The organism is Enterobacter sp. PL_is511, from assembly GCF_055816065.1.
In genome coordinates, this window is sequence record NZ_JBVPGP010000020.1 from 275,201 (window position 1) to 296,135 (window position 20,935).

The window sequence follows — 20,935 nt, forward strand, 5'->3', positions numbered from 1 at the left end:
GCGGGCACCATTACGGTGCCCTCATGGTACTCAGATATCCTGGACTGCGAACAGCAACGCGTTGCGATGCCGGGTCATTCCACATTTTCTGATGGCGTGAATACGCATATTGCGGCGGGATTGTGCTTCCAGCCAACGAGCCTTGCGACGACTCACCTGTCGCAACATGCGCCAGCGCCCTACTTCTGTTCTACTGCGCTTCATGTCTACAACTCTTTCTCTAACACTTTTTCTCTAAAAGAAAGGCCATTATAAACCCAACCCTGCGGCAAACCAGCGCTTTTACCTGGCGTTTTATTTGCCAGATGAATCCTGATGCGTACACTCATAACAATACGCTTTCAAAAGGATTTTTTTACCTATGACAACCTTCTACACCGTGGTGAGTTGGCTGGTCATTTTGGGATACTGGCTGTTAATCGCAGGTGTGACATTACGCATCCTGATGAAGCGCAGAGCCGTTCCCTCTGCCATGGCCTGGCTTCTGATAATCTACATCCTCCCGCTGGTGGGAATTATAGCCTATCTCTCTTTCGGTGAGCTTCACTTGGGTAAACGCCGCGCAGAGCGGGCCCGTGCCATGTGGCCCTCAACCGCAAAGTGGCTGAACGACCTTAAAGCCTGCAAACATATCTTTGCCGAGGAGAACAGTAGCGTCGCATCATCGCTGTTTAAGCTGTGCGAGCGCCGTCAGGGGATTGGTGGCGTTAAGGGCAATCAGCTCCAGCTGCTGACCTCGTCCGACGACGTCATGCAGGCATTAATCCGCGATATCCAGCTGGCGCGTCATAATATCGAGATGGTTTTTTATATCTGGCAGCCCGGCGGGATGGCTGACCAGGTCGCTGAATCGCTGATGGCCGCGGCGCGACGCGGCATTCACTGCCGTCTGATGCTTGACTCCGCAGGCAGCGTGGCATTTTTCCGTAGCCCCTGGGCGGGCATGATGCGTAATGCGGGGATCGAGGTGGTCGAGGCGCTGAAGGTCAATCTCCTGCGCGTGTTTCTGCGCCGGATGGATCTCCGCCAGCATCGTAAGATGATCATGATCGATAACTATATTGCCTACACCGGCAGCATGAACATGGTTGATCCGCGCTTCTTCAAGCAGGACTCGGGCGTAGGCCAGTGGGTGGATTTGATGGCGCGAATGGAGGGGCCGATTGCCACCTCGATGGGCATCGTTTACTCCTGCGACTGGGAGATAGAAACCGGCAAACGCATTCTGCCGCCACCGCCGGACGGCAATATTATGCCGTTTGAAGAGGCCAGCGGTCACACTATTCATACCATTGCTTCCGGGCCGGGCTTCCCGGAGGATTTGATTCATCAGGCGCTGCTGACGGCAACGTACTCGGCGCGTGAATACCTGATCATGACGACGCCCTACTTTGTTCCCAGCGATGACCTCCTTCACGCGATCTGTACCGCGGCGCAGCGCGGCGTCGATGTGAGCATTATATTGCCGCGCAAAAATGACTCCCTTTTGGTGGGCTGGGCCAGCCGGGCCTTCTTTAGCGAACTGCTGGCCGCAGGGGTGAAGATCTACCAGTTTGAAGGTGGATTGCTCCACACCAAAAGCGTGCTTGTCGACGGCGAGTTGAGCCTGGTGGGAACGGTCAATCTGGATATGCGCAGCCTGTGGCTCAACTTTGAAATCACTCTGGTTATTGATGATGCCGGCTTTGGTGGCGATCTCGCCGCGGTGCAGGATGATTATATCTCCCGCTCGCGGCTGCTGGATGCCAGACTGTGGGTAAAACGTCCGCTGTGGCAGAGAATTGCCGAACGACTGTTTTACTTCTTTAGTCCGTTGCTGTAAAACGTGCCCAACGATGTTAAACAGGTAGTCATCATGGAAATGGATCTGAACAATCGCCTGACCGAAGACGAAACGCTCGAGCAGGCCTATGACATTTTTCTCGAACTGGCGGTTGATAACCTCGATCCCGCAGACGTGATCCTCTTTAATCTGCAGTTCGAAGAGCGCGGCGGTGCCGAACTGTTCGACCCTTCAGAAGACTGGGCTGAACATGTGGATTTCGATCTGAATCCTGACTTCTTTGCCGAAGTGGTCATCGGGTTGGCCGATGAAGACGGTGGCGAGATTAACGATATTTTCGCCCGCGTCCTGCTCTGTCGAGAGAAAGACCACAAGCTGTGTCATATTCTCTGGCGCGAATAATAAAAAAGGCTGCGATTGCAGCCTTTTTTATTTACTCCGGCAACGCATTTCCGCAGCGGTTACAAAACCGCGCGTTAAGGTCATGTTCACCCTGGTGACATGCCGGACATTTGCGCTGCTGCTTGCGGCTCTGAAATGCGCTGCTCATGTGCGTGGTAATCAGCCCGGTCGGAATAGCAATGACCGAATAGCCAATCAAAATCAGCACTGAGGCCACAATGCGGCCCAGCGGCGTATGGGGCGTGATATCACCGTACCCCACGGTCGTCACGGTTACTATCGCCCAATAAACGGACGCATTGAGCGTCGTAAAGCCATATTTCGGCCCCTCTATCAGATACATCAGCGCGCCAAAAACGATCATGACGATGGCAATAAACGAGTAGAAGAGAATAAGCTGATGCCGCGCGCTGACAATTGCGCTCCAGAACACGCGCAGTGAGGGCATAAAACGCAGTAATTTCAGAATACGTAATACCCGAATCACGCGCATCGCCCGCCAGGCAAAGACATAACTCAGGCTGATTTCCGGCCACAGCCACATGACGTAGAGCGGCAGAATAGTGGCTAAATCAATAAATCCCCAGAAGCTGAAAACATATCGGGCCGGGTTGGGCCACGCAATTACTCTGAGCAGATATTCAGCGGTAAAAACCAGGGTAATCGCCAGCTCAAGCCAGACAAAGACATGCCATTCGTCAAACGTCAGGTGGTATTGCGTCCCGGCGCCCGATTCAATAAAAATGACCACCACGCTGAGGAGCGCAAATAACCCACAAAGACCTTCGAAGCGTCGCCCGGATACCGTTTCAGGATCGAATAAAACATGATAAAGCCGCCGACGGGCTGACGTGAATAAACGCGACACAGTGACCTCGCAAAATATAAGGGCTGACATCATGTCAGCCCTTACGATTATAACGGGTCTACTTTCAGGCAGGAAACCGCATGTCGGAAACTGCCTTCCAGAACCGGTCGCGTTTTCGCACATTCCGGCCCGGCCATTGGGCAGCGCGTGCGGAAGACGCAGCCCGACGGCGGGTTAATCGGTGAAGGCAATTCCCCTTCCAGAAGCTGGATGGTCTTATTCTTTTCCAGATCGGGATCGGGGATCGGCACTGCCGACATCAGCGCTTTGGTGTAAGGGTGCAGCGGGTTGTGGTACACCTCGTCATAGGTGCCCAGCTCCACGGCGTGACCCAGATACATCACCAGCACGCGGTCAGAGATGTGTTTCACCACGGCCAGGTCATGCGCGATGAAGATCAGCGACAGCCCCATTTCGCGCTGTAGCTTCTGCAGCAGGTTAACCACCTGCGCCTGAATGGACACGTCCAGTGCGGAAACCGGCTCATCACAGATAATCAGCTTCGGTTCGAGGATCAGGGCGCGCGCAATACCAATACGCTGACACTGGCCGCCTGAGAACTCGTGCGGATAGCGGTTGATGAGGTTAGGCAACAGCCCGACTTTCAGCATCATCGCCTTAACGCGATCGCGCACTTCCTGACGGGACATCTTCGGATGATAGGTCCGCAGCGGCTCGGCAATAATCTCACCGATGGTCATACGCGGATTAAGTGACGCCAGCGGATCCTGGAAAATCATCTGGATATCGCTGCGCACCTCGCGCCACTCGTCGGGCTTCATGCCCAGCAGGTCTTTACCCAGCCAGGCCACTTTACCGTCGGTGGCTTTCACCAGACCGATAATGGCGCGCGCAAAGGTCGATTTACCGCAGCCGGACTCGCCCACCACGCCCAGGGTTTCCCCTTCATACAGGCGCAGCGTGACGCCGTCCACCGCTTTCAGGGTCTTCGACGGCTGCCAGAACCACTGTTTGCCGTCTTTGATGTCGAAATGCACCTTAAGGTCAGCAATCTCGAGCAGCACATTGCGTTTTTCATCTAAAGCGTTCATACCAGCTCCTCCTGCGGCTTAAAGCAGGCGCGCAGACGGCCTGGTGCAAACTCTTCCAGCGGCGGAGCGCTGTTGCAGATTTCCATCGCGTGCGGACAGCGCGGCTGGAACGGACAGCCTTTCGGCAGGCGCAGCAGGTTTGGCGGGTTGCCCGGAATGGTGAGCAGGGATTCCCCTTCCGCATCGAGGCGCGGTACCGCGTTCAGCAGGCCAATCGAGTACGGGTGCGCAGGCTGATAGAAGACATCGCGCGCTTTGCCGTATTCCATGGTACGACCGGCATACATCACCAGCACTTTGTCACAGATGCCCGCCACCACGCCCAGGTCGTGGGTGATCATGATAATCGCCGTGTTGAACTCACGCTTCAGCTCGTTCAGCAGGGTCATGATTTGTGCCTGAACGGTAACATCCAGCGCGGTGGTCGGTTCGTCGGCAATCAGCAGTTTTGGCCGACACAGCAGCGCCATCGCAATCATCACGCGCTGGCGCATACCGCCAGAAAACTCGTGCGGGAACATGCGCATGCGCTTGCGCGCCTCCGGCATTTTCACCGCATCGAGCATTTTGACCGACTCTTCAAAGGCTTCGGCTTTACCCAGGCCTTTGTGTAGCATCAGGACTTCCATCAGCTGCTCACCAACGCGCATGTACGGGTTCAGCGAGGTCATCGGATCCTGGAAAATCATCGAGATCTGCTCGGCGCGCAGCTTGTTGAGCTCGTGCTCCGGCAGGTTGAGGATTTCACGACCGTTGAATTTCGCGGAACCGCCAATCACACCGTTAGCGGCCAGCAGGCCCATTAGCGCAAAGGCGGTCTGGGACTTCCCGGATCCGGATTCCCCCACGATGCCGAGCGTTTCGCCCGCGCGCAGGTTGAAGTTGAGATCGTTCACGGCGGTCACATCCCCGTCCGGGGTCTTAAAGGTGACGCGAAGATCTTTTACGTCCAGCAGAAGGTCGCTCCGCTGCTGCGCCTGTGGCGCGGTTGCCGTTTCAATAATTGTCATGACGGCGCTCCTTAACGGTCTTTCGGGTCGAGGGCATCACGCAGGCCATCGCCGATAAAGTTAAAACAAAACAGGGTAACGACCAGGAAACCCGCCGGGTATAACAGCAGCCACGGAGACACTTCCATTGAGTTTGCACCGTCACTCAGCAGCGCGCCCCAGCTGCTGAGCGGCTCTTGCGTACCCAGACCGAGGAAGCTCAGGAAAGATTCAAACAGGATCATGCTTGGCACCAGCAGTGAGGCATAGACCACCACCACGCCCAGCACGTTAGGAACGATATGGCGAACCACGATATTCCCGGTAGAGACACCGCCGACCTGCGCGGCTTCGATAAACTCTTTGCGTTTGAGGCTCAGGGTCTGGCCGCGGACAATACGCGCCATATCCAGCCAGGAAACCATCCCGATGGCCACGAAGATCAGCAAAATATTCTGACCGAAGAAGGTCACCAGCAGGATGACGAAGAACATAAACGGGAAGGAGTTCAGGATTTCCAGCAGACGCATCATTACCGAGTCTATTTTGCCGCCAAGGTAGCCGGACAGTGAGCCGTAGAGCGTACCCACGATCACCGCCACCAGCGCGGCAGCAATCCCGACCATCAGCGAGATACGGCCACCGATAGCGACACGCACCAGCAGATCGCGTCCTGAGGAGTCCGTGCCGAAATAGTGGCCAGACTCCATATCCGGCGCGCTGGACATCATGCCCCAGTCGGTGTCGAAATAGGTAAATTGCGACAGCATCGGCGCCAGGGTCACAAACAGCGCGATAATCACCAGAACAACCAGACTGGCAACCGCCGCGCGGTTGTGCATAAAGCGACGGCGCGCGTCCTGCCAGAGGCTACGACCTTCTACTTCCAGTTTTTCACTGAAGTTTTCCAGCGCCTCGCTGTTTTTCTTACTCAACATCATGGCGTGCTCCAGTTAGTAACGGATTTTCGGGTCGATGACGGCGTACAGCACATCGACGATAGCGTTAAAGAGAATGGTCAGCGCACCGACGAGAATGGTCAGGCTCAGTACCAGCGAATAATCGCGGTTAAGCGCGCCGTTAACGAACAGCTGACCAATGCCCGGCAGGCCGTAGATTGTTTCGATAACCATAGAGCCGGTAATGATCCCGACAAATGCCGGTCCCATGTAGGAGAGCACGGGCAACAGCGCCGGTTTGAGCGCGTGGCGGAAGATAATCCGACGCATCGGCAGCCCTTTAGCGCGCGCGGTACGAATGAAGTTTGAGTGCAGCACTTCGATCATTGAACCACGGGTAATACGCGCGATACTGGCAATGTACGCCAGAGATAATGCCACCATCGGCAAAATCATGAACTTCAATGCCCCGCCGTTCCAGCCGCCGCCCGGCAGCCACTTCAGCGTGATGGCAAATATCATCACCAGTAATGGCGCGACAACGAAGCTGGGTATTACTACCCCGGTCATTGCCACCCCCATTACGGCATAATCCCATTTGGTATTTTGTCTGAGCGCGGCGATAACGCCTGCGGTGACCCCGAAAACGATGGCCAGAATGAATGCCGCAGCCCCCAACTTAGCCGAAACCGGGAAGCTGGACGCCACCAGATCGTTAACGGAATAGTCTTTATATTTAAATGACGGTCCAAAATCACCGTGAGCCAGCTGCTTCAGATAATTGAAATACTGGGTGGAGATAGGATCGTTTAAGTGGTATTTCGCTTCGATATTCGCCATGACTTCTGGCGGCAGCGTACGCTCACCGGTAAATGGACTTCCCGGCGCAAGGCGCATCATGAAGAAGGAAATCGTGATGAGAATAAATAGCGTTGGAATCGCTTCAAGACAGCGACGTAGGATAAATTTCAACATTGCCCGTACCTTCTGGCGTGTGCCTATATTATGTGACGTTGGTTAGACACCGTGGGGCGAGCACGCCCGCCCCACTCATTGCCATTAATGCTTGATAATATACAAGTTTTTAACGTAGATATTATCCATCGGGTCTTTACCGGTATACCCACCTACCCATGGTTTCACCAGACGGGCGTTAACGTAGTAGTAAACCGGAACGATCGCGGAATCTTTATCCAGCTGCTGCTCGGCCTTAGAGTACAGTTCTGTACGCTGTGCTTCGTCAGTGGTTTTCAGCGTGTCGCCAATCAGCTTGTCGAACGCCGGGCTCTTATAGTGCGCGGTGTTGTTCGAGCTGTCGCTCAGCATGGTATTCAGGAAGGAGGTCGGTTCGTTATAGTCCGCACACCAGCCAGCACGTGCCACATCAAAGGTGCCCTGATGACGGCTGTCGAGGAAGGTTTTCCACTCCTGGTTCTCCAGCTTCACGTTCGCGCCCAGGTTTTTCTTCCAGATCGAAGCGACGGCGATAGCCAGTTTTTTGTGCAGATCGGAGGTGTTGTACAACAGGCTGAAGGTCAGCGGCTTATCTGCGGTATAGCCCGCTTCGGCCAGCAGTTTCTTCGCTTCTGCGTTACGCTGTTCCTGCGTCTGTTTGAACCAGTCTGGCTCGGTCAGTTTTGCGCCATCGGTGTATGGAGGGGTATAGCTGTATGCCGGCAGATCGCCCTGGTTTTTCACTTTGTTTACGATGATATCGCGATCCAGAGCCAGCTTCAGCGCGGTACGTACACGTACGTCGGTGAACGGTGCTTTCTGGTTATTGATTTCATAGTAGTAGGTGCACAGGTACGGGTCGACGTGAACTTCTTTAGGGATCTCTTTTTTCAGTTTCTGGAACAGTTCAATCGGCATGTTGTTATAGGTCATGTCGATTTCACCGCTGCGGTAGCGGTTAACGTCAGTCACTTCGGACGAAATTGGCAGGTAGGTAACCTGATTAATGACGGTTTTCGCATTGTCCCAGTATTGCGGGTTACGCTCAAGCACCATACGCTCGTTGACCACCCAGTCTTTCAGCTTATAGGCACCGTTGGTCACGATATTGGCAGGCTGCGTCCATTTTTCACCAAATTTTTCCACGGCGGATTTTGGTACCGGGGAGACGGACGGGTGAACCAGCAGCTTATAGAAGTACGGAACAGGTTCGCTCAACGTCACTTCAAAGGTATTCGCATCAATCGCTTTTACGCCCAGGTCGGTAACAGGTTTTTTACCCGCGATGATGTCATCAATATTGGCGATGTGGCCATATTGCAGGTAGCTCGCATACGGAGAAGCGGTTGTTGGGTTCGCCAGACGCTGCCAGCTATAAACGAAATCTTCGGCCGTGACCGGTGTACCGTCGGACCATTTCGCATCTTTACGCAGATGGAAGGTCCAGACTTTGAAATCTTTGTTTTCCCATTTTTCGGCTACACCCGGCGCCGGGTGGCCGTCTACGTCTGTCACCAGCAGGCCTTCGAACAGGTCGCGGTTAACGTTAGACTCAGGAACACCTTCAATTTTGTGCGGGTCAAGAGACTGAACTTCCGCACCGTTGTTACGCACCAGCGTTTGCTTCTCAGCCAGTTGAACACCTGCAGGAACGTCCGCAGCCATTGCAGCGTTGCCCGCGATTAGCGCAGTTAAAATCCCCGCCGCTACCAGATTTTTTTTTGTGATGATGGACATTGTGTTGGTACTCCACTCATTATAATGACTGGCCTTCGCCAGCTGTGTAATCCCCTGTTGGGGCCTGTACAGCGCAGGAGTTTTTTTTGCTGCTGTCAGGTTCTTCTTTTACTGCTTGCTATCACCGACTTTTTTATTACTGACCGCTCGTATGGCCGTCTTGCGTCGATTCTTTACAGGCCACCCTGTTTGAGACCTGCGTTGGATATCTGAGAAGAGAACCATATGAAAATAATTCTCATCTGCTTGTTTTATGCTGCAAAATATTAGGCCGGAAAGTATCAAATGGCGTAAACGTGCGCCAATACATTTTGCAAATTTGTTAAGCAATTCTCTTTTACGGTGAGTACCGCATCGTTGAGGGCAGCCCTGCCGGACATTGAACATCAGCAAAACAACATGACATTCAATAGGATAGAGAAAACTTTCTCTCAAAGCGCGTCGCTGCGCTATCATCGAGTGACTTTGTACAAAAATTTAACAACTGGTTATTATTTAGCACATTCATCTAGGGGAATGTTGAAATTACTAATATCATTTCGGTTATCTCTCAGCAAGCCCCAGAGTATCATGTGAGTAAAATAACAGAGCGATCGAAGATTTTCTGCGCAGGCGGGTTTGAGTGGAATTAATAACTTGTTGAAATACAAGCAATGAACATTATTAGTAGAATTTATTATGATATGTGAGCATTTCAACTTTAGTTATAGGATTTACTGATAATGACGTAAAAAAACGGAGCCGTGGCTCCGTTCTTTCATATGCAATATCAGTGCAGCAAACCGGGGAAAATGCTTTTAATACCCGTAACGATAAATTCAATCCCTAACGCCATCAGCAGCAGGCCCATGATACGCGTTATGACGTTAATGCCCGTCTGACCCAGCAAGCGCACCAGCCACGGTGCCATGCGGAACACGCCCCAACAGCAGAGCGCAAAAATGGCAATAGCCACTGAAAAACCAATCAGGTGCATCAGGCTATGATAGCGCGTCCCCCAGACAATGGTTGAACTGATGGCACCAGGACCGGCCATCAGCGGTAAGGCCAGCGGCACTACGCCAATGCTTTCGCGGATAGCGGTTTCTGACTTCTCTTGTTTATTCTGCTTATCCTCGCCCAGCTTACCGCTGATCATGGACATGGCGATGGTCACCACCAGGATCCCACCCGCAATGCGGAAAGAGTCGATCGAAATCCCGAAGAGCTGGAGAATGGCGTCACCCAGAAAAAGAGAGGTGAGCAATATGATCGCCACTGACAGGTTAGCGGTCAGGTTGGTCTTGTTCCTGGCCGCCGCCGTCTGGTAACTCGTCATACTAATGAAGACAGGAATGATCCCCACCGGGTTGACCAGGGCAAACAAACCAATAAAAAATTTAAAGTACGTTGGAAAATCAAAGAGCGTTTGGATCACGTTTTGCTCCGCTTATACACATGCCCTGGACTGGCAATTCGTCATGAGAAATCGCGCTGAAGATACCCTTTTTATTAGCATACTTCACTCGAAATCTGTGCCAAAACGTTATCATTTCAGGATGTTAAACATATGTATAATCAATGATAGCGCCGCTTCCAATACTTACGTAATTATTTAACACTGGAAAAATCAGCACGAAATAACCCTGCTGAAAGGTATCAGCTTGGGGGGAAATTGACACAGATCATGATTTCCGTACTCAGAAGTGAGTAATCTTGGTTACACCCCCAGGGAGGTCACCTGACAAAAGGGATGATGCCAAGGTAAGGCTCTTTTAGTAAATTAGTGTGCTGACGCAGAAAGTAACTCTTTGTTTTACTTTGTGTTACGCAAGTCGTATCGGCTCTGTCTATACTGTGTGACGTATCGAGCGCTGGTTTACTAAAAGAGTTTAAACATTATCAGGAGAGCATTATGGCTGTTACTAATATCGCTGAACTGAACGCCCTCGTCGAGCGCGTTAAAAAAGCCCAGCGTGAATATGCCAATTTCACCCAAGAACAGGTTGATAAAATCTTCCGCGCGGCCGCACTGGCTGCTGCAGATGCTCGAATCCCTCTCGCTAAAATGGCCGTTGCCGAATCCGGCATGGGTATCGTGGAAGATAAAGTGATTAAAAACCACTTCGCTTCCGAGTATATCTATAACGCCTATAAAGATGAGAAAACCTGTGGCGTGCTGTCCGAAGACGACACCTTCGGTACTATCACCATCGCTGAACCTATCGGCATCATCTGCGGTATTGTTCCGACCACTAACCCAACGTCTACCGCTATCTTCAAATCGCTGATTAGCCTGAAGACCCGTAACGCAATCATCTTCTCTCCACACCCACGTGCGAAAGACGCGACCAACAAAGCTGCGGATATTGTCCTGCAGGCGGCGATCGCTGCTGGCGCACCAAAAGATCTGATCGGCTGGATCGACCAACCTTCCGTTGAGCTCTCTAACGCCCTGATGCATCACCCGGACATTAACCTGATCCTGGCGACCGGTGGTCCTGGCATGGTTAAAGCGGCATACAGCTCCGGTAAACCAGCCATCGGTGTGGGCGCCGGTAACACCCCTGTTGTTATCGACGAAACCGCTGACATCAAACGTGCCGTTGCGTCTGTACTGATGTCTAAAACCTTCGATAACGGTGTGATCTGTGCATCTGAACAGTCTGTTGTTGTTGTTGACTCCGTGTACGACGCCGTTCGCGAACGTTTCGCCAGCCACGGCGGCTACCTGCTGCAGGGCAAAGAGTTGAAAGCAGTTCAGGACATCATCCTGAAAAATGGCGCGCTGAACGCCGCTATCGTGGGTCAGCCAGCGTACAAGATTGCTGAACTCGCAGGCTTTACCGTTCCGGCAACAACTAAAATCCTGATCGGTGAAGTAAAAGTTGTCGACGAAAGCGAGCCGTTTGCACATGAAAAACTGTCTCCAACGCTTGCAATGTACCGTGCGAAAGATTTCGAAGACGCGGTAGAAAAAGCCGAGAAACTGGTTGCCATGGGTGGTATCGGTCACACCTCTTGTCTGTACACTGACCAGGATAACCAGCCAGAGCGTGTTGCTCACTTCGGTCAGATGATGAAAACTGCCCGTATTCTGATTAACACCCCTGCTTCTCAGGGTGGTATCGGTGACCTGTACAACTTCAAACTCGCGCCTTCCCTGACTCTGGGTTGTGGTTCCTGGGGTGGTAACTCCATCTCTGAAAACGTTGGTCCAAAACACCTGATCAACAAGAAAACCGTTGCTAAGCGAGCTGAAAACATGTTGTGGCACAAACTTCCGAAATCTATCTACTTCCGCCGTGGCTCACTGCCAATCGCGCTGGATGAAGTGATTACTGATGGCCACAAACGTGCGCTCATCGTGACTGACCGTTTCCTGTTTAACAACGGCTACGCTGACCAGATCACCTCTGTGCTGAAAGCGGCTGGCGTTGAAACTGAAGTGTTCTTTGAAGTTGAAGCTGACCCTACCCTGAGCGTTGTGCGTAAAGGTGCTGAGCTGGCTAACTCCTTCAAACCAGATGTGATTATCGCACTGGGTGGTGGTTCCCCAATGGACGCCGCGAAGATCATGTGGGTTATGTACGAGCATCCTGAAACCCACTTCGAAGAACTGGCGCTGCGCTTTATGGACATCCGTAAACGTATCTACAAGTTCCCGAAAATGGGCGTAAAAGCGAAGATGATCGCGGTCACCACCACTTCCGGTACCGGTTCAGAAGTCACGCCATTCGCGGTAGTAACGGACGATGCGACAGGTCAGAAATACCCGCTGGCTGACTATGCCCTGACCCCAGACATGGCTATCGTCGATGCGAACCTGGTCATGGATATGCCGAAGTCACTGTGTGCGTTCGGTGGTCTGGATGCGGTAACTCACGCCCTGGAAGCTTACGTTTCTGTACTGGCGTCTGAGTTCTCTGACGGTCAGGCTCTGCAGGCTCTGAAACTGCTGAAGGAAAACCTGCCAGCGTCCTATAACGAAGGGTCTAAAAACCCGGTAGCACGTGAACGCGTTCACAGTGCAGCAACCATCGCCGGTATCGCGTTTGCGAACGCCTTCCTGGGTGTTTGCCACTCTATGGCGCACAAGCTGGGTTCACAGTTCCACATTCCTCACGGTCTGGCGAACGCCCTGTTGATCAGCAACGTTATTCGTTATAACGCTAACGACAACCCAACCAAGCAGACTGCTTTCAGCCAGTACGACCGTCCGCAAGCACGTCGTCGTTATGCTGAAATCGCAGACCACCTTGGTCTGAGCGCACCGGGCGACCGTACTGCTGCGAAGATTGAGAAACTGCTGGCATGGCTGGAAAGTCTGAAAGCTGAGCTGGGTATTCCTAAATCTATCCGTGAAGCGGGCGTACAGGAAGCTGACTTCCTCGCTCATGTAGATAAGCTGTCTGAAGATGCATTCGATGACCAGTGTACAGGTGCTAACCCGCGCTACCCACTGATCTCCGAGCTGAAACAGATTCTGCTGGATACCTTCTACGGTCGTGAGTTCAAAGAAGGTGACGTTGCCGCTGTGAAAACAGAAGTTCCGGTCATCAAAGCTGACAAGAAAGCGAAGAAAAGCGCTTAATTAACAGCAAATGAAAAACCCGCCTTTATGGCGGGTTTTTTATGTCTGAATAACAAAGCTGACGTTATTTTCTGTTGTCGTGCTGAATCGCCGTCAGCGAGCCTACAGACAGCGCTTCTTTATAATGCTTACGACAGACCGATACATAGCGTTCATTACCGCCTATAACCACCTGCTCACCATCTGCATAAGGTTTTCCTGCCTGGTCGAGACGAAGCACCATACTGGCTTTGCGACCGCAGAAGCAGATCGTTTTTAATTCGACGAGTTTATCCGACCAGGCGAGCAAATACTGACTCCCGGCAAAGAGCTCACCGCGGAAATCCGTACGAAGCCCATAGCACAGCACGGGGATATCAAGCTCATCAACCACCTCGGAAAGTGCGTGAACCTGTTCACGCGTCAGAAACTGGCTCTCATCGACCAGGACACAGTGAATAGGCCGCTCAGCATGTTCCGTGCGAATGTCCTCAAACAGATCGGTTTTCGGGTTAAACAGCCTGGCAGGTGACGAGAGTCCTATTCTGGAGCTCACCTTCCCTGCCCCAAAGCGATCGTCAATCTCAGCCGTATAAACAACGGTACGCATCCCGCGCTCCTGGTAATTGTACGAGGATTGCAGCAGCGCGGTGGATTTACCGGCATTCATCGCCGAATAGTAGAAATACAGTTGTGCCATTGGCCGTAAAACCCTAATCAATGTGTAATATTCCCGATGAGTCATTGTACCATATTTTGTCAGGTCATCAGCGATACAGCGCACAGAGGATGTAGTTCAGCGCGGCGTTCAGAACCTTCTGTTTTCGAAAATAATCCGTTAAAACATGAAGTAAACGCATGCATCCAGGCCAATATGTTATATGTTAAGCCCAACATAACACTTGTTTTTATAGTGGAATCACCGTTCATTAAAATTCACCATTTATTAACTATTTCAGCCTTAACATCACGGGGGGGAACTAATACAAAAGGCTGATATTTATCCGCCGCAACTATAATTCCTGCGGTAAATGTCACAAAAAAAAGAGGCAATCAACCGGACAAAGCAGGTTGATGTGATAACAAGCGAGACTGTCGGGTGATGAAATTTAAGTTAGCGTAATTAATAATAGTGAGACGATTTAGTATTTTTTGAATTCCTTACATTCCTGGCTATTGCACATATGAATTTATGGCTCTATTATTAGGTCAACAAACCACCCCCCCATTATAAGTTTGAGATTACTACAATGAGCGAAGCACTTAAAATTCTGAACAACATCCGTACTCTTCGTGCGCAGGCAAGAGAATGCACCCTCGAAACGCTTGAAGAAATGCTGGAAAAATTAGAAGTTGTAGTTAATGAACGTCGCGAAGAAGAAAGCGCTGCTGCTGCTGAAATCGAAGAGCGTACTCGTAAACTGCAGCAATATCGTGAAATGCTGATTGCTGATGGTATCGATCCAAATGAATTGCTGAACAGCATGGCTGCGGCTAAAACCGGTACCAAAGCCAAGCGTGCTGCTCGTCCTGCTAAATATAGCTACGTTGACGAGAACGGCGAAACTAAAACCTGGACTGGCCAGGGTCGTACTCCTGCTGTTATCAAGAAAGCCATGGATGAGCAAGGTAAACAGCTGGATGACTTCCTGATCAAGGATTAATCACGGCACATTCAGAGAAATCCCGCATATTGCGGGATTTTTTTTAACCTAAATTTGTCCCAAACATCCTCTTACACTCTGTCATAAAGCATTATTTAACAACTTTATCGACTGTACTTTCAGACAGGTTTTCGGGAGTGGTATAGGCATAAAAAAACCGGTGGGCAGCGCCTCACCGGTTTCGAACATTTACAACCGTGGCTTATTTCTTAATACCTACGCTCTCTTTGAGCCAGGTTTTAAATTCTTCGCCAAGGGTATTGTGGCGGATACCATATTCAACAAACGCCTGCATATAACCGAGCTTATTACCGCAGTCATGGCTCTTACCTTTCATATGGTAGGCCTCAACGGTCTCTTTCTCGATCAGCATATCGATGGCATCCGTCAGCTGGATCTCGTCACCCGCTCCTGGAGGCGTTTTAGCCAGCAGAGGCCAGATTTCAGCACTCAGGACATAGCGACCTACAACAGCAAGGTTTGAAGGGGCTACATCGGCTTTAGGCTTCTCTACGACGCCAACCATTGGCACACTTTCACCCGGCTCAAGGTTAACGCCTTTGCAGTCAACCACACCGTATGCCGTTACGTCTTCAACAGGCTCAACCATAATCTGGCTGCTGCCGGTTTCGTCGAAACGTTTGATCATTTCAGCCAGGTTATCCTGAGAAAGATCGGATTCGTATTCGTCCAGAATAACGTCAGGCAGAATTACCGCTACAGGCTCATCACCGACAACAGGATGCGCGCACATAACAGCGTGACCCAGACCTTTAGCCAGCCCCTGACGAACCTGCATAATGGTAACGTGTGGAGGGCAAATAGACTGAACTTCTTCTAACAGCTGACGCTTAACACGCTTTTCCAGCATGGCTTCAAGTTCAAAGCTTGTATCGAAATGGTTTTCGATAGAGTTTTTAGATGAATGCGTAACCAGCACAATTTCAGTGATGCCGGCTGCAATGCATTCATTAACGACATACTGGATTAATGGCTTATCAACCAGAGGCAACATCTCTTTAGGAATCGCCTTAGTTGCTGGTAACATCCTGGTCCCCAATCCCGCTACCGGGATAACGGCCTTTCTGACTTTCGAATTTAGGGCAGCCATTCAAATTCTCCTGAGCTGTTCAAGTTTTGAACTTTTATGCAATAAATAACGCGTTGAGTATATCAGCCTCGCCCCGCAGTCCGGGTCTGAAAAGAACGCGTTGCCGATCAATTAGGATAAATACGCATGAAACCGGGCAGCGATAGTAGCACTCCCCGCAAAACACAGGTAAAGCAATCTTAAAATTACGATCCAATTGCTTATTCCGTGGACAACATTAAGCGTAGCCGTCCCCCGGCGCCCCAAATTTGGCACTGCCAGGAGGAACAGCGGTGGCTAATTTGATTAAGATACGCTGTTCCCAATGTCCCAAGCGGCACACCGTTACTCACCTGAATATGGTGTTCACCGGTATTCACTGATGCATTGAGACCGGCTGAAACGAGGATCAGGTTCTTTAAGCCGCTGTGGTAATAGCCGACCAGCAGCGGGAACTGTCCTGGCAAATTGGCCTGACGAAAAAGCTGGTTTACCTGTTTGAGTAAACTGCCTAACTCCGGCAACCGTTGTCCCTGATGGGATAACTGTTCCTGCAACAAACCATTAAATAGCGCACGAAGAAGTAACGCCGCTAATACACCATTATCCCCCGCCCGGGTGACATCCAGAGAATAAAACGCGAGGTCGGAATCTGACAGTGGTGCAATATCCAGCACCAGTCCTGGCTGATCAGCGGCCACCAGCTGGCGATAATTTACACGGCAGTGTGAAATAGTTTGCTGGACGGGAGGCTGGAGTTCTTGCAACAGCTTCGCCGCAGCAGGCGGATTACTCACCAGAGCGTCCCAGTCCTTGAAAAGACGCTCCTCTTCCTCTACCCGGGAATTAAACATATTCGGATAAAGGCACGCTAAGACCGTTTCCCGCAATCTATGCAAATCCTTGACTGGTTTGAGCAGAATATCCTGTACCCCAAGACGTAATGCTTTGGCGATATCCGCCATGTTCTCGGTGGCAGAGATCACCAGAATCGGCGTCTGATTGCCTTCGTTACGCAGATGTTCAACCAGCTTCAGTCCATTCATGCGCGGCATCGCAATGTCGCAAATCATCAAATCGGGCGTAATGCTAATCATTTTTTCCAGGGCGTCGATGCCATCTTCAGCCAGTGACGTCATTGCGCCCAGCGAGGATAACCACGAATCCAGTAGCGATCGGAAAACGGGCTCGTCTTCAACAATCAAAATGTGTTTTCCGGCCAATGGCTGCGTCATGGTTCCTCCCCTGGCTGACAGTAACTAAATAGTGGCATGCGATCGGCACTATCGCCTGTCGGATTTTGCTGAAGTAGTCAAAAAAAGGTGCTTAACGTGCGGTCTGCACAAAAGGCAACAATTCGTCCATTTTCTTTTCGACGGCTAACGAGCCCGCTGCGATGGCGGCCTCAGCCCGATGGAAATCAAGGGTAGAGATTTGCGGACAGTACGGCTGAATAAGAATATCCGGAGGATCGCCTGCCATACGGTTACGTTTAAGGCGGTTCTCGAGTACCTGAATTGACGTGGTCATGATTTCTATCGCCGTCGGTGCGGTAACCGAGCGACGTGCGGCCATACGCCCGATTCTTCCGCGCAGGCGTTCATGCCAGGCCAGTTTCTCGCCCTCAACATCTTCGCTCTGGAGATTGACCGGCATGAGATCCTGCTGCATCAGGTGGGCGTCGTGCTGCAGGTCGACGGCAATCACGATATCCGCCCCCATTGCGCGCGTCAGAGAGATGGGAACCGGGTTAACGACGCCACCGTCCACAAGCCAGTAACCGTTGTGTGGGACAGGCGCCATGAGCCCCGGCATACTGCAGGAGGCACGCACGGCAAGATGGATATCCCCTTCGGTGAGCCAGAGCTCGCGTCCTGTACTGAGGTTCGTCGCGACGGCGCCGAAAGGCATCTGACAATCGGTGAAGTCTTCGAGAGGCATAACCTGGCGGAACTGGTTAAACACGCGCTCGCCGCGCAGCAGCCCACCACGCTGCCAGGAGAGGTCCATCAGACGCAGCACGTCCCAGTAGCTGAAGGAGCGCACCCACGTCTCGAGTTCCGGAAGCTTCCCGCACGCGTAAGCGGAGCCGACAAGCGATCCTATTGAACACCCTGCGACTATATCAATGTCAATGCCCATCTTGTTCAAGGCATTAATTACGCCGATGTGTGACCACCCCCGGGCTGCACCTGAGCCCAGCGCCAGTCCAATTTTAACCTTTCTCATTAGCCCTGTTTTACTTCCCCTGGATTCCTGACATAGCGTCAACGCAACAGCTCAGTTAACATAGTGCTACCCGAAGCGTTTAACGCCTTTATTTTTTGTTCCAGGAAGAGAATCGTGTCTCAACTCTGCCCCTGTGGTAGCGCTCTGGAGTATAGCCTATGTTGCCAGCGATATCTGTCTGGCGATCAGGTTGCACCAGACCCGTCACACCTCATGCGTTCACGGTACACTGCTTTTGTGATCAAGGACGCAGACTACCTGATTAAAACCTGGCATCCATCCTGCCGCGCAGCCGATTTCAAACAGGACATCGAAGCCGGGTTCGCGAACACGCAGTGGCTCGGCCTTACCGTCTATGAATCCGCAACAGGCAGTCATGTTGACGAAGGTTACGTCAGCTTTGTTGCCCGTTTTAGCGAGAATAATAAACCGGGTGCCATTATCGAGCGTTCCCGGTTCTTAAAGGAAAGCGGGCAATGGTATTATATTGACGGAACGCGCCCACAGTTTGGTCGTAACGATCCCTGCCCGTGTGGTTCAGGTAAAAAATTTAAAAAGTGTTGCGGGCAGTAATGCCTGACAACCCAGACTTCGCAAATACAAACAGGATTTCCCGGCGATGCAATCATTACAACGTAAAGTTCTGCGCACCATCTGTCCCGATCAAAAAGGACTGATCGCACGAATTACCAACATTTGCTACAAGCATGAACTGAATATCGTGCAGAACAACGAGTTCGTTGACCACCGTACCGGTCGCTTCTTTATGCGTACCGAGCTGGAAGGTATTTTCAACGACACCACCCTGCTTGCCGATCTGGACAGCGCGCTTCCGGAAGGTTCCGTGCGCGAACTGACCCCAGCGGGTCGACGCCGCATCGTGATCCTGGTGACCAAAGAAGCACATTGTCTGGGCGACCTGCTGATGAAAGCCAACTACGGCGGTCTGGACGTTGAAATTGCTGCCGTTATTGGCAACCATGAGACGCTGCGCACGCTGGTCGAGCGTTTTGATATTCCGTTCGAGCTGGTGAGCCACGAAGGCCATACCCGTGAAGAACACGACGATCTGATGGCGCAGGCCATTGAAGCGCATAACCCGGACTACGTGGTGCTGGCGAAATACATGCGCGTGTTAACGCCATCCTTCGTAGCGCGTTTCCCGAACAAGATCATCAACATTCACCACTCGTTCCTGCCGGCCTTTATTGGTGCGCGTCCTTACCACCAGGCGTACGAGCGCGGCGTGAAGATCATCGGTGCGACCGCGCACTACGTGAATGACAACCTGGATGAAGGTCCAATCATCATGCAGGACGTCATTCATGTGGATCACACTTACACTGCTGAGGACATGATGCGTGCGGGTCGTGACGTTGAGAAGAATGTGTTGAGTCGTGCACTGTATCAGGTGCTGGCGCAGCGGGTCTTCGTGTACGGCAACAGGACCATCATTCTTTAATCTTTCGGAAAATGAATTGATTAGCTTTGCGCCTTTACGGATAAAAAGCAGGCAAACGACTTCATTTCCCTAAAGGAATGCTTTACAGGGGCGTCTCATTTGATATGATGCGCCCCGCTTCCAGCAGGAAGCAGGCCAGTAAAAAAGCATTACCCCGTGGTGGGGTTCCCGAGCGGCCAAAGGGAGCAGACTGTAAATCTGCCGTCATCGACTTCGAAGGTTCGAATCCTTCCCCCACCACCATCTCTCAGCAAGACCTCAAAATTTGAATTGCCCCTGGTGGGGTTCCCGAGCGGCCAAAGGGAGCAGACTGTAAATCTGCCGTCATCGACTTCGAAGGTTCGAATCCTTCCCCCACCACCATCACTTCCAAACGACGCTAAACCTTCTGTTCGCACCAGGCATCATGTATTTCCGTAACGGGGAAGGATGAGAAGCTTCGACTAAGGTTCGATTCGAGCGCAGCGAGAAAGCGTTGCCGAAGGCAACGACCCGAAGGGCGAGGCGCAACGCGCCGAGTCATCCTTCCCCCACCACCATCACTTCCAAACGACGCTAAACCTTCTGTTCGCACCAGGCATCATGTATTTCCGTAACGGGGAAGGATGAGAAGCTTCGACTAAGGTTCGATTCGAGCGTAGCGAGAAAGCGTTGCCGCAGGCAACGACCCGAAGGGCGAGGCGCAACGCGCCGAGTAATCCTTCCCCCACCACCATCACTTTCCCAACATAAAAAACCGAGTCCGCCTTCGTAGGCCGGGTAAGGCGCAGCCGCCACCCGGCGACAGAAACCTACATCGGCGGCAAACGGCGCTTCACCGGCGAACTCTTCACAATCGACGTATTACACTGGGCATGTTCTGCCAGGCCGTCCAGCAGCGCATCAAGCTGTTCGATTGACCGCACCACCAGCCTAATCACAAAGCAATCTTCCCCGGTGACTTTGTCGCTCTCAATACACTCCGGCATCGCCTGAATGTACTTATCCACCTTATGCAACAGCCCCGGCAAAGGCCGCACGCGCACCAGCGCCTGCAGCGTATACCCCAGCGCCGCCAGATTCACCCGCGCACCATAACCCTGAATCACACCGCGTTCTTCCAGCCTCTTCAGGCGTTCTGCCGTGCTGGGGGACGTCAGACCGATGCGGCCGCTGAGCACCTTCAACGACATGCGCGCATCCTCAACCAGACAGGCTAAAATTTGTCGGTCGATATCATCGATAAGGCATTCCATTCTTTTCACCTAATTTTAA

At 51.9% G+C, this 20,935-nt stretch carries 19 protein-coding genes, 2 tRNA genes and 2 other RNA genes; 10 read left to right on the forward strand and 13 right to left on the reverse strand.

The genetic code is table 11. The features are described from left to right. Positions 1-30: 30 nt before the first annotated feature. Positions 31-204 (reverse strand): YciY family protein, encoded by a 174-nt coding sequence (locus AC0TN7_RS09005; protein WP_021240326.1) that lies wholly within the window; start codon positions 202-204, stop codon positions 31-33. 157 nt (positions 205-361) lie between these two features. Here AC0TN7_RS09005 and cls point away from each other — a divergent pair, with 157 nt between their 5' ends. Further along, the gene (gene cls, locus AC0TN7_RS09010) at positions 362-1,822 is read left to right on the forward strand and encodes a cardiolipin synthase (protein ID WP_008502791.1); all 1,461 of its coding nucleotides are present in this window, start codon (positions 362-364) and stop codon (positions 1,820-1,822) included. A gap of 33 nt (positions 1,823-1,855) precedes the next feature. Next, positions 1,856-2,185 carry an HI1450 family dsDNA-mimic protein gene (locus AC0TN7_RS09015; protein WP_006810881.1) on the forward strand — a complete coding sequence of 110 codons (330 nt, stop codon included), beginning with the start codon at positions 1,856-1,858 and terminating at the stop codon, positions 2,183-2,185. 31 nt (positions 2,186-2,216) lie between these two features. Here the strand turns inward: AC0TN7_RS09015 and AC0TN7_RS09020 are convergent, their stop codons facing one another. The 7 genes from AC0TN7_RS09020 to AC0TN7_RS09050 all read right to left on the reverse strand — a co-directional run bounded on the left by AC0TN7_RS09020 (position 2,217) and on the right by AC0TN7_RS09050 (position 10,101). Next, on the reverse strand, positions 2,217-3,086 hold the full coding sequence (locus AC0TN7_RS09020) for an ion transporter (RefSeq protein ID WP_229226030.1): 870 nt from the start codon (positions 3,084-3,086) through the stop codon (positions 2,217-2,219). A 14-nt stretch (positions 3,087-3,100) separates the two neighbouring features. After that, positions 3,101-4,105 carry a murein tripeptide/oligopeptide ABC transporter ATP-binding protein OppF gene (gene oppF / locus AC0TN7_RS09025; protein WP_048990744.1) on the reverse strand — a complete coding sequence of 335 codons (1,005 nt, stop codon included), beginning with the start codon at positions 4,103-4,105 and terminating at the stop codon, positions 3,101-3,103. Beyond that, positions 4,102-5,115 carry an ABC transporter ATP-binding protein gene (oppD, locus tag AC0TN7_RS09030; RefSeq protein ID WP_045404931.1) on the reverse strand — a complete coding sequence of 338 codons (1,014 nt, stop codon included), beginning with the start codon at positions 5,113-5,115 and terminating at the stop codon, positions 4,102-4,104. Before oppD ends, oppF begins: the two co-directional genes overlap by 4 nt. A gap of 11 nt (positions 5,116-5,126) precedes the next feature. Continuing rightward, positions 5,127-6,035 (reverse strand): oligopeptide ABC transporter permease OppC, encoded by a 909-nt coding sequence (oppC, locus tag AC0TN7_RS09035; RefSeq protein ID WP_023312096.1) that lies wholly within the window; start codon positions 6,033-6,035, stop codon positions 5,127-5,129. A gap of 12 nt (positions 6,036-6,047) precedes the next feature. Next, positions 6,048-6,968 carry an oligopeptide ABC transporter permease OppB gene (gene oppB, locus AC0TN7_RS09040; protein WP_008502786.1) on the reverse strand — a complete coding sequence of 307 codons (921 nt, stop codon included), beginning with the start codon at positions 6,966-6,968 and terminating at the stop codon, positions 6,048-6,050. An 84-nt stretch (positions 6,969-7,052) separates the two neighbouring features. Beyond that, on the reverse strand, positions 7,053-8,684 hold the full coding sequence (gene oppA / locus AC0TN7_RS09045) for an oligopeptide ABC transporter substrate-binding protein OppA (RefSeq protein WP_024907095.1): 1,632 nt from the start codon (positions 8,682-8,684) through the stop codon (positions 7,053-7,055). A 769-nt stretch (positions 8,685-9,453) separates the two neighbouring features. Beyond that, entirely contained in the window at positions 9,454-10,101 is a 648-nt protein-coding gene (locus tag AC0TN7_RS09050; RefSeq protein WP_021240330.1) for a YchE family NAAT transporter, read from the reverse strand. Positions 10,102-10,578: 477 nt separating this feature from the next. On the opposite strand from AC0TN7_RS09050, the gene adhE reads away from it, so the two are divergent. After that, the gene (gene adhE, locus AC0TN7_RS09055) at positions 10,579-13,257 is read left to right on the forward strand and encodes a bifunctional acetaldehyde-CoA/alcohol dehydrogenase (protein ID WP_032647603.1); all 2,679 of its coding nucleotides are present in this window, start codon (positions 10,579-10,581) and stop codon (positions 13,255-13,257) included. A gap of 64 nt (positions 13,258-13,321) precedes the next feature. Here the strand turns inward: adhE and tdk are convergent, their stop codons facing one another. Next, positions 13,322-13,936 carry a thymidine kinase gene (gene tdk, locus AC0TN7_RS09060; protein ID WP_024907093.1) on the reverse strand — a complete coding sequence of 205 codons (615 nt, stop codon included), beginning with the start codon at positions 13,934-13,936 and terminating at the stop codon, positions 13,322-13,324. Between the two features lie 550 nt (positions 13,937-14,486). On the opposite strand from tdk, the gene hns reads away from it, so the two are divergent. Continuing rightward, a complete protein-coding gene (hns, locus tag AC0TN7_RS09065; RefSeq protein ID WP_008502781.1) occupies positions 14,487-14,900 on the forward strand; it encodes a histone-like nucleoid-structuring protein H-NS in 414 nt (137 codons plus the stop codon). Between the two features lie 202 nt (positions 14,901-15,102). Here hns and galU read toward each other — a convergent pair whose 3' ends face one another. The 3 genes from galU to rssA form a co-directional block, all read right to left on the reverse strand. Then, on the reverse strand, positions 15,103-16,011 hold the full coding sequence (gene galU / locus AC0TN7_RS09070) for a UTP--glucose-1-phosphate uridylyltransferase GalU (protein WP_008502780.1): 909 nt from the start codon (positions 16,009-16,011) through the stop codon (positions 15,103-15,105). A 200-nt stretch (positions 16,012-16,211) separates the two neighbouring features. Continuing rightward, complete coding sequence (gene rssB / locus AC0TN7_RS09075; RefSeq protein WP_473702094.1) at positions 16,212-17,225, reverse strand: two-component system response regulator RssB; 1,014 nt, start codon at positions 17,223-17,225, stop codon at positions 16,212-16,214. A gap of 91 nt (positions 17,226-17,316) precedes the next feature. Then, entirely contained in the window at positions 17,317-18,219 is a 903-nt protein-coding gene (gene rssA, locus AC0TN7_RS09080) for a patatin-like phospholipase RssA (RefSeq protein WP_032647607.1), read from the reverse strand. A gap of 114 nt (positions 18,220-18,333) precedes the next feature. Here rssA and AC0TN7_RS09085 point away from each other — a divergent pair, with 114 nt between their 5' ends. The 6 genes from AC0TN7_RS09085 (at position 18,334) to AC0TN7_RS09110 (ending at position 20,396) form a co-directional block, all read left to right on the forward strand. After that, on the forward strand, positions 18,334-18,792 hold the full coding sequence (locus AC0TN7_RS09085) for a YchJ family protein (protein WP_024907090.1): 459 nt from the start codon (positions 18,334-18,336) through the stop codon (positions 18,790-18,792). A 46-nt stretch (positions 18,793-18,838) separates the two neighbouring features. Beyond that, positions 18,839-19,681 (forward strand): formyltetrahydrofolate deformylase, encoded by an 843-nt coding sequence (gene purU / locus AC0TN7_RS09090; RefSeq protein ID WP_023312104.1) that lies wholly within the window; start codon positions 18,839-18,841, stop codon positions 19,679-19,681. A 158-nt stretch (positions 19,682-19,839) separates the two neighbouring features. After that, a tRNA-Tyr gene (locus AC0TN7_RS09095) sits at positions 19,840-19,924 on the forward strand. A gap of 35 nt (positions 19,925-19,959) precedes the next feature. Then, positions 19,960-20,044, forward strand: a tRNA-Tyr gene (locus tag AC0TN7_RS09100). Between the two features lie 45 nt (positions 20,045-20,089). Further along, positions 20,090-20,220, forward strand: a non-coding RNA gene (locus tag AC0TN7_RS09105) — RtT sRNA. 45 nt (positions 20,221-20,265) lie between these two features. Continuing rightward, positions 20,266-20,396: non-coding RNA, RtT sRNA (locus AC0TN7_RS09110), on the forward strand. A gap of 76 nt (positions 20,397-20,472) precedes the next feature. Here AC0TN7_RS09110 and AC0TN7_RS09115 read toward each other — a convergent pair. Further along, positions 20,473-20,916, reverse strand: coding sequence for an Lrp/AsnC family transcriptional regulator (locus tag AC0TN7_RS09115; protein ID WP_024907089.1), 444 nt, complete (start codon positions 20,914-20,916; stop codon positions 20,473-20,475). Positions 20,917-20,935 lie beyond the last annotated feature (19 nt).

Coding starts and splice junctions, on each gene's coding strand:
- AC0TN7_RS09005 (WP_021240326.1), bottom strand. CDS start 204: ATGAAGCGCAGTAGAACAGAAGTAGGGCGCTGGCGCATGTTGCGACAG.
- cls (WP_008502791.1), top strand. CDS start 362: ATGACAACCTTCTACACCGTGGTGAGTTGGCTGGTCATTTTGGGATAC.
- AC0TN7_RS09015 (WP_006810881.1), top strand. CDS start 1,856: ATGGAAATGGATCTGAACAATCGCCTGACCGAAGACGAAACGCTCGAG.
- AC0TN7_RS09020 (WP_229226030.1), bottom strand. CDS start 3,086: ATGATGTCAGCCCTTATATTTTGCGAGGTCACTGTGTCGCGTTTATTC.
- oppF (WP_048990744.1), bottom strand. CDS start 4,105: ATGAACGCTTTAGATGAAAAACGCAATGTGCTGCTCGAGATTGCTGAC.
- oppD (WP_045404931.1), bottom strand. CDS start 5,115: ATGACAATTATTGAAACGGCAACCGCGCCACAGGCGCAGCAGCGGAGC.
- oppC (WP_023312096.1), bottom strand. CDS start 6,035: ATGATGTTGAGTAAGAAAAACAGCGAGGCGCTGGAAAACTTCAGTGAA.
- oppB (WP_008502786.1), bottom strand. CDS start 6,968: ATGTTGAAATTTATCCTACGTCGCTGTCTTGAAGCGATTCCAACGCTA.
- oppA (WP_024907095.1), bottom strand. CDS start 8,684: ATGTCCATCATCACAAAAAAAAATCTGGTAGCGGCGGGGATTTTAACT.
- adhE (WP_032647603.1), top strand. CDS start 10,579: ATGGCTGTTACTAATATCGCTGAACTGAACGCCCTCGTCGAGCGCGTT.
- tdk (WP_024907093.1), bottom strand. CDS start 13,936: ATGGCACAACTGTATTTCTACTATTCGGCGATGAATGCCGGTAAATCC.
- hns (WP_008502781.1), top strand. CDS start 14,487: ATGAGCGAAGCACTTAAAATTCTGAACAACATCCGTACTCTTCGTGCG.
- galU (WP_008502780.1), bottom strand. CDS start 16,011: ATGGCTGCCCTAAATTCGAAAGTCAGAAAGGCCGTTATCCCGGTAGCG.
- rssB (WP_473702094.1), bottom strand. CDS start 17,225: ATGACGCAGCCATTGGCCGGAAAACACATTTTGATTGTTGAAGACGAG.
- rssA (WP_032647607.1), bottom strand. CDS start 18,219: ATGAGAAAGGTTAAAATTGGACTGGCGCTGGGCTCAGGTGCAGCCCGG.
- purU (WP_023312104.1), top strand. CDS start 18,839: ATGCAATCATTACAACGTAAAGTTCTGCGCACCATCTGTCCCGATCAA.
- AC0TN7_RS09115 (WP_024907089.1), bottom strand. CDS start 20,916: ATGGAATGCCTTATCGATGATATCGACCGACAAATTTTAGCCTGTCTG.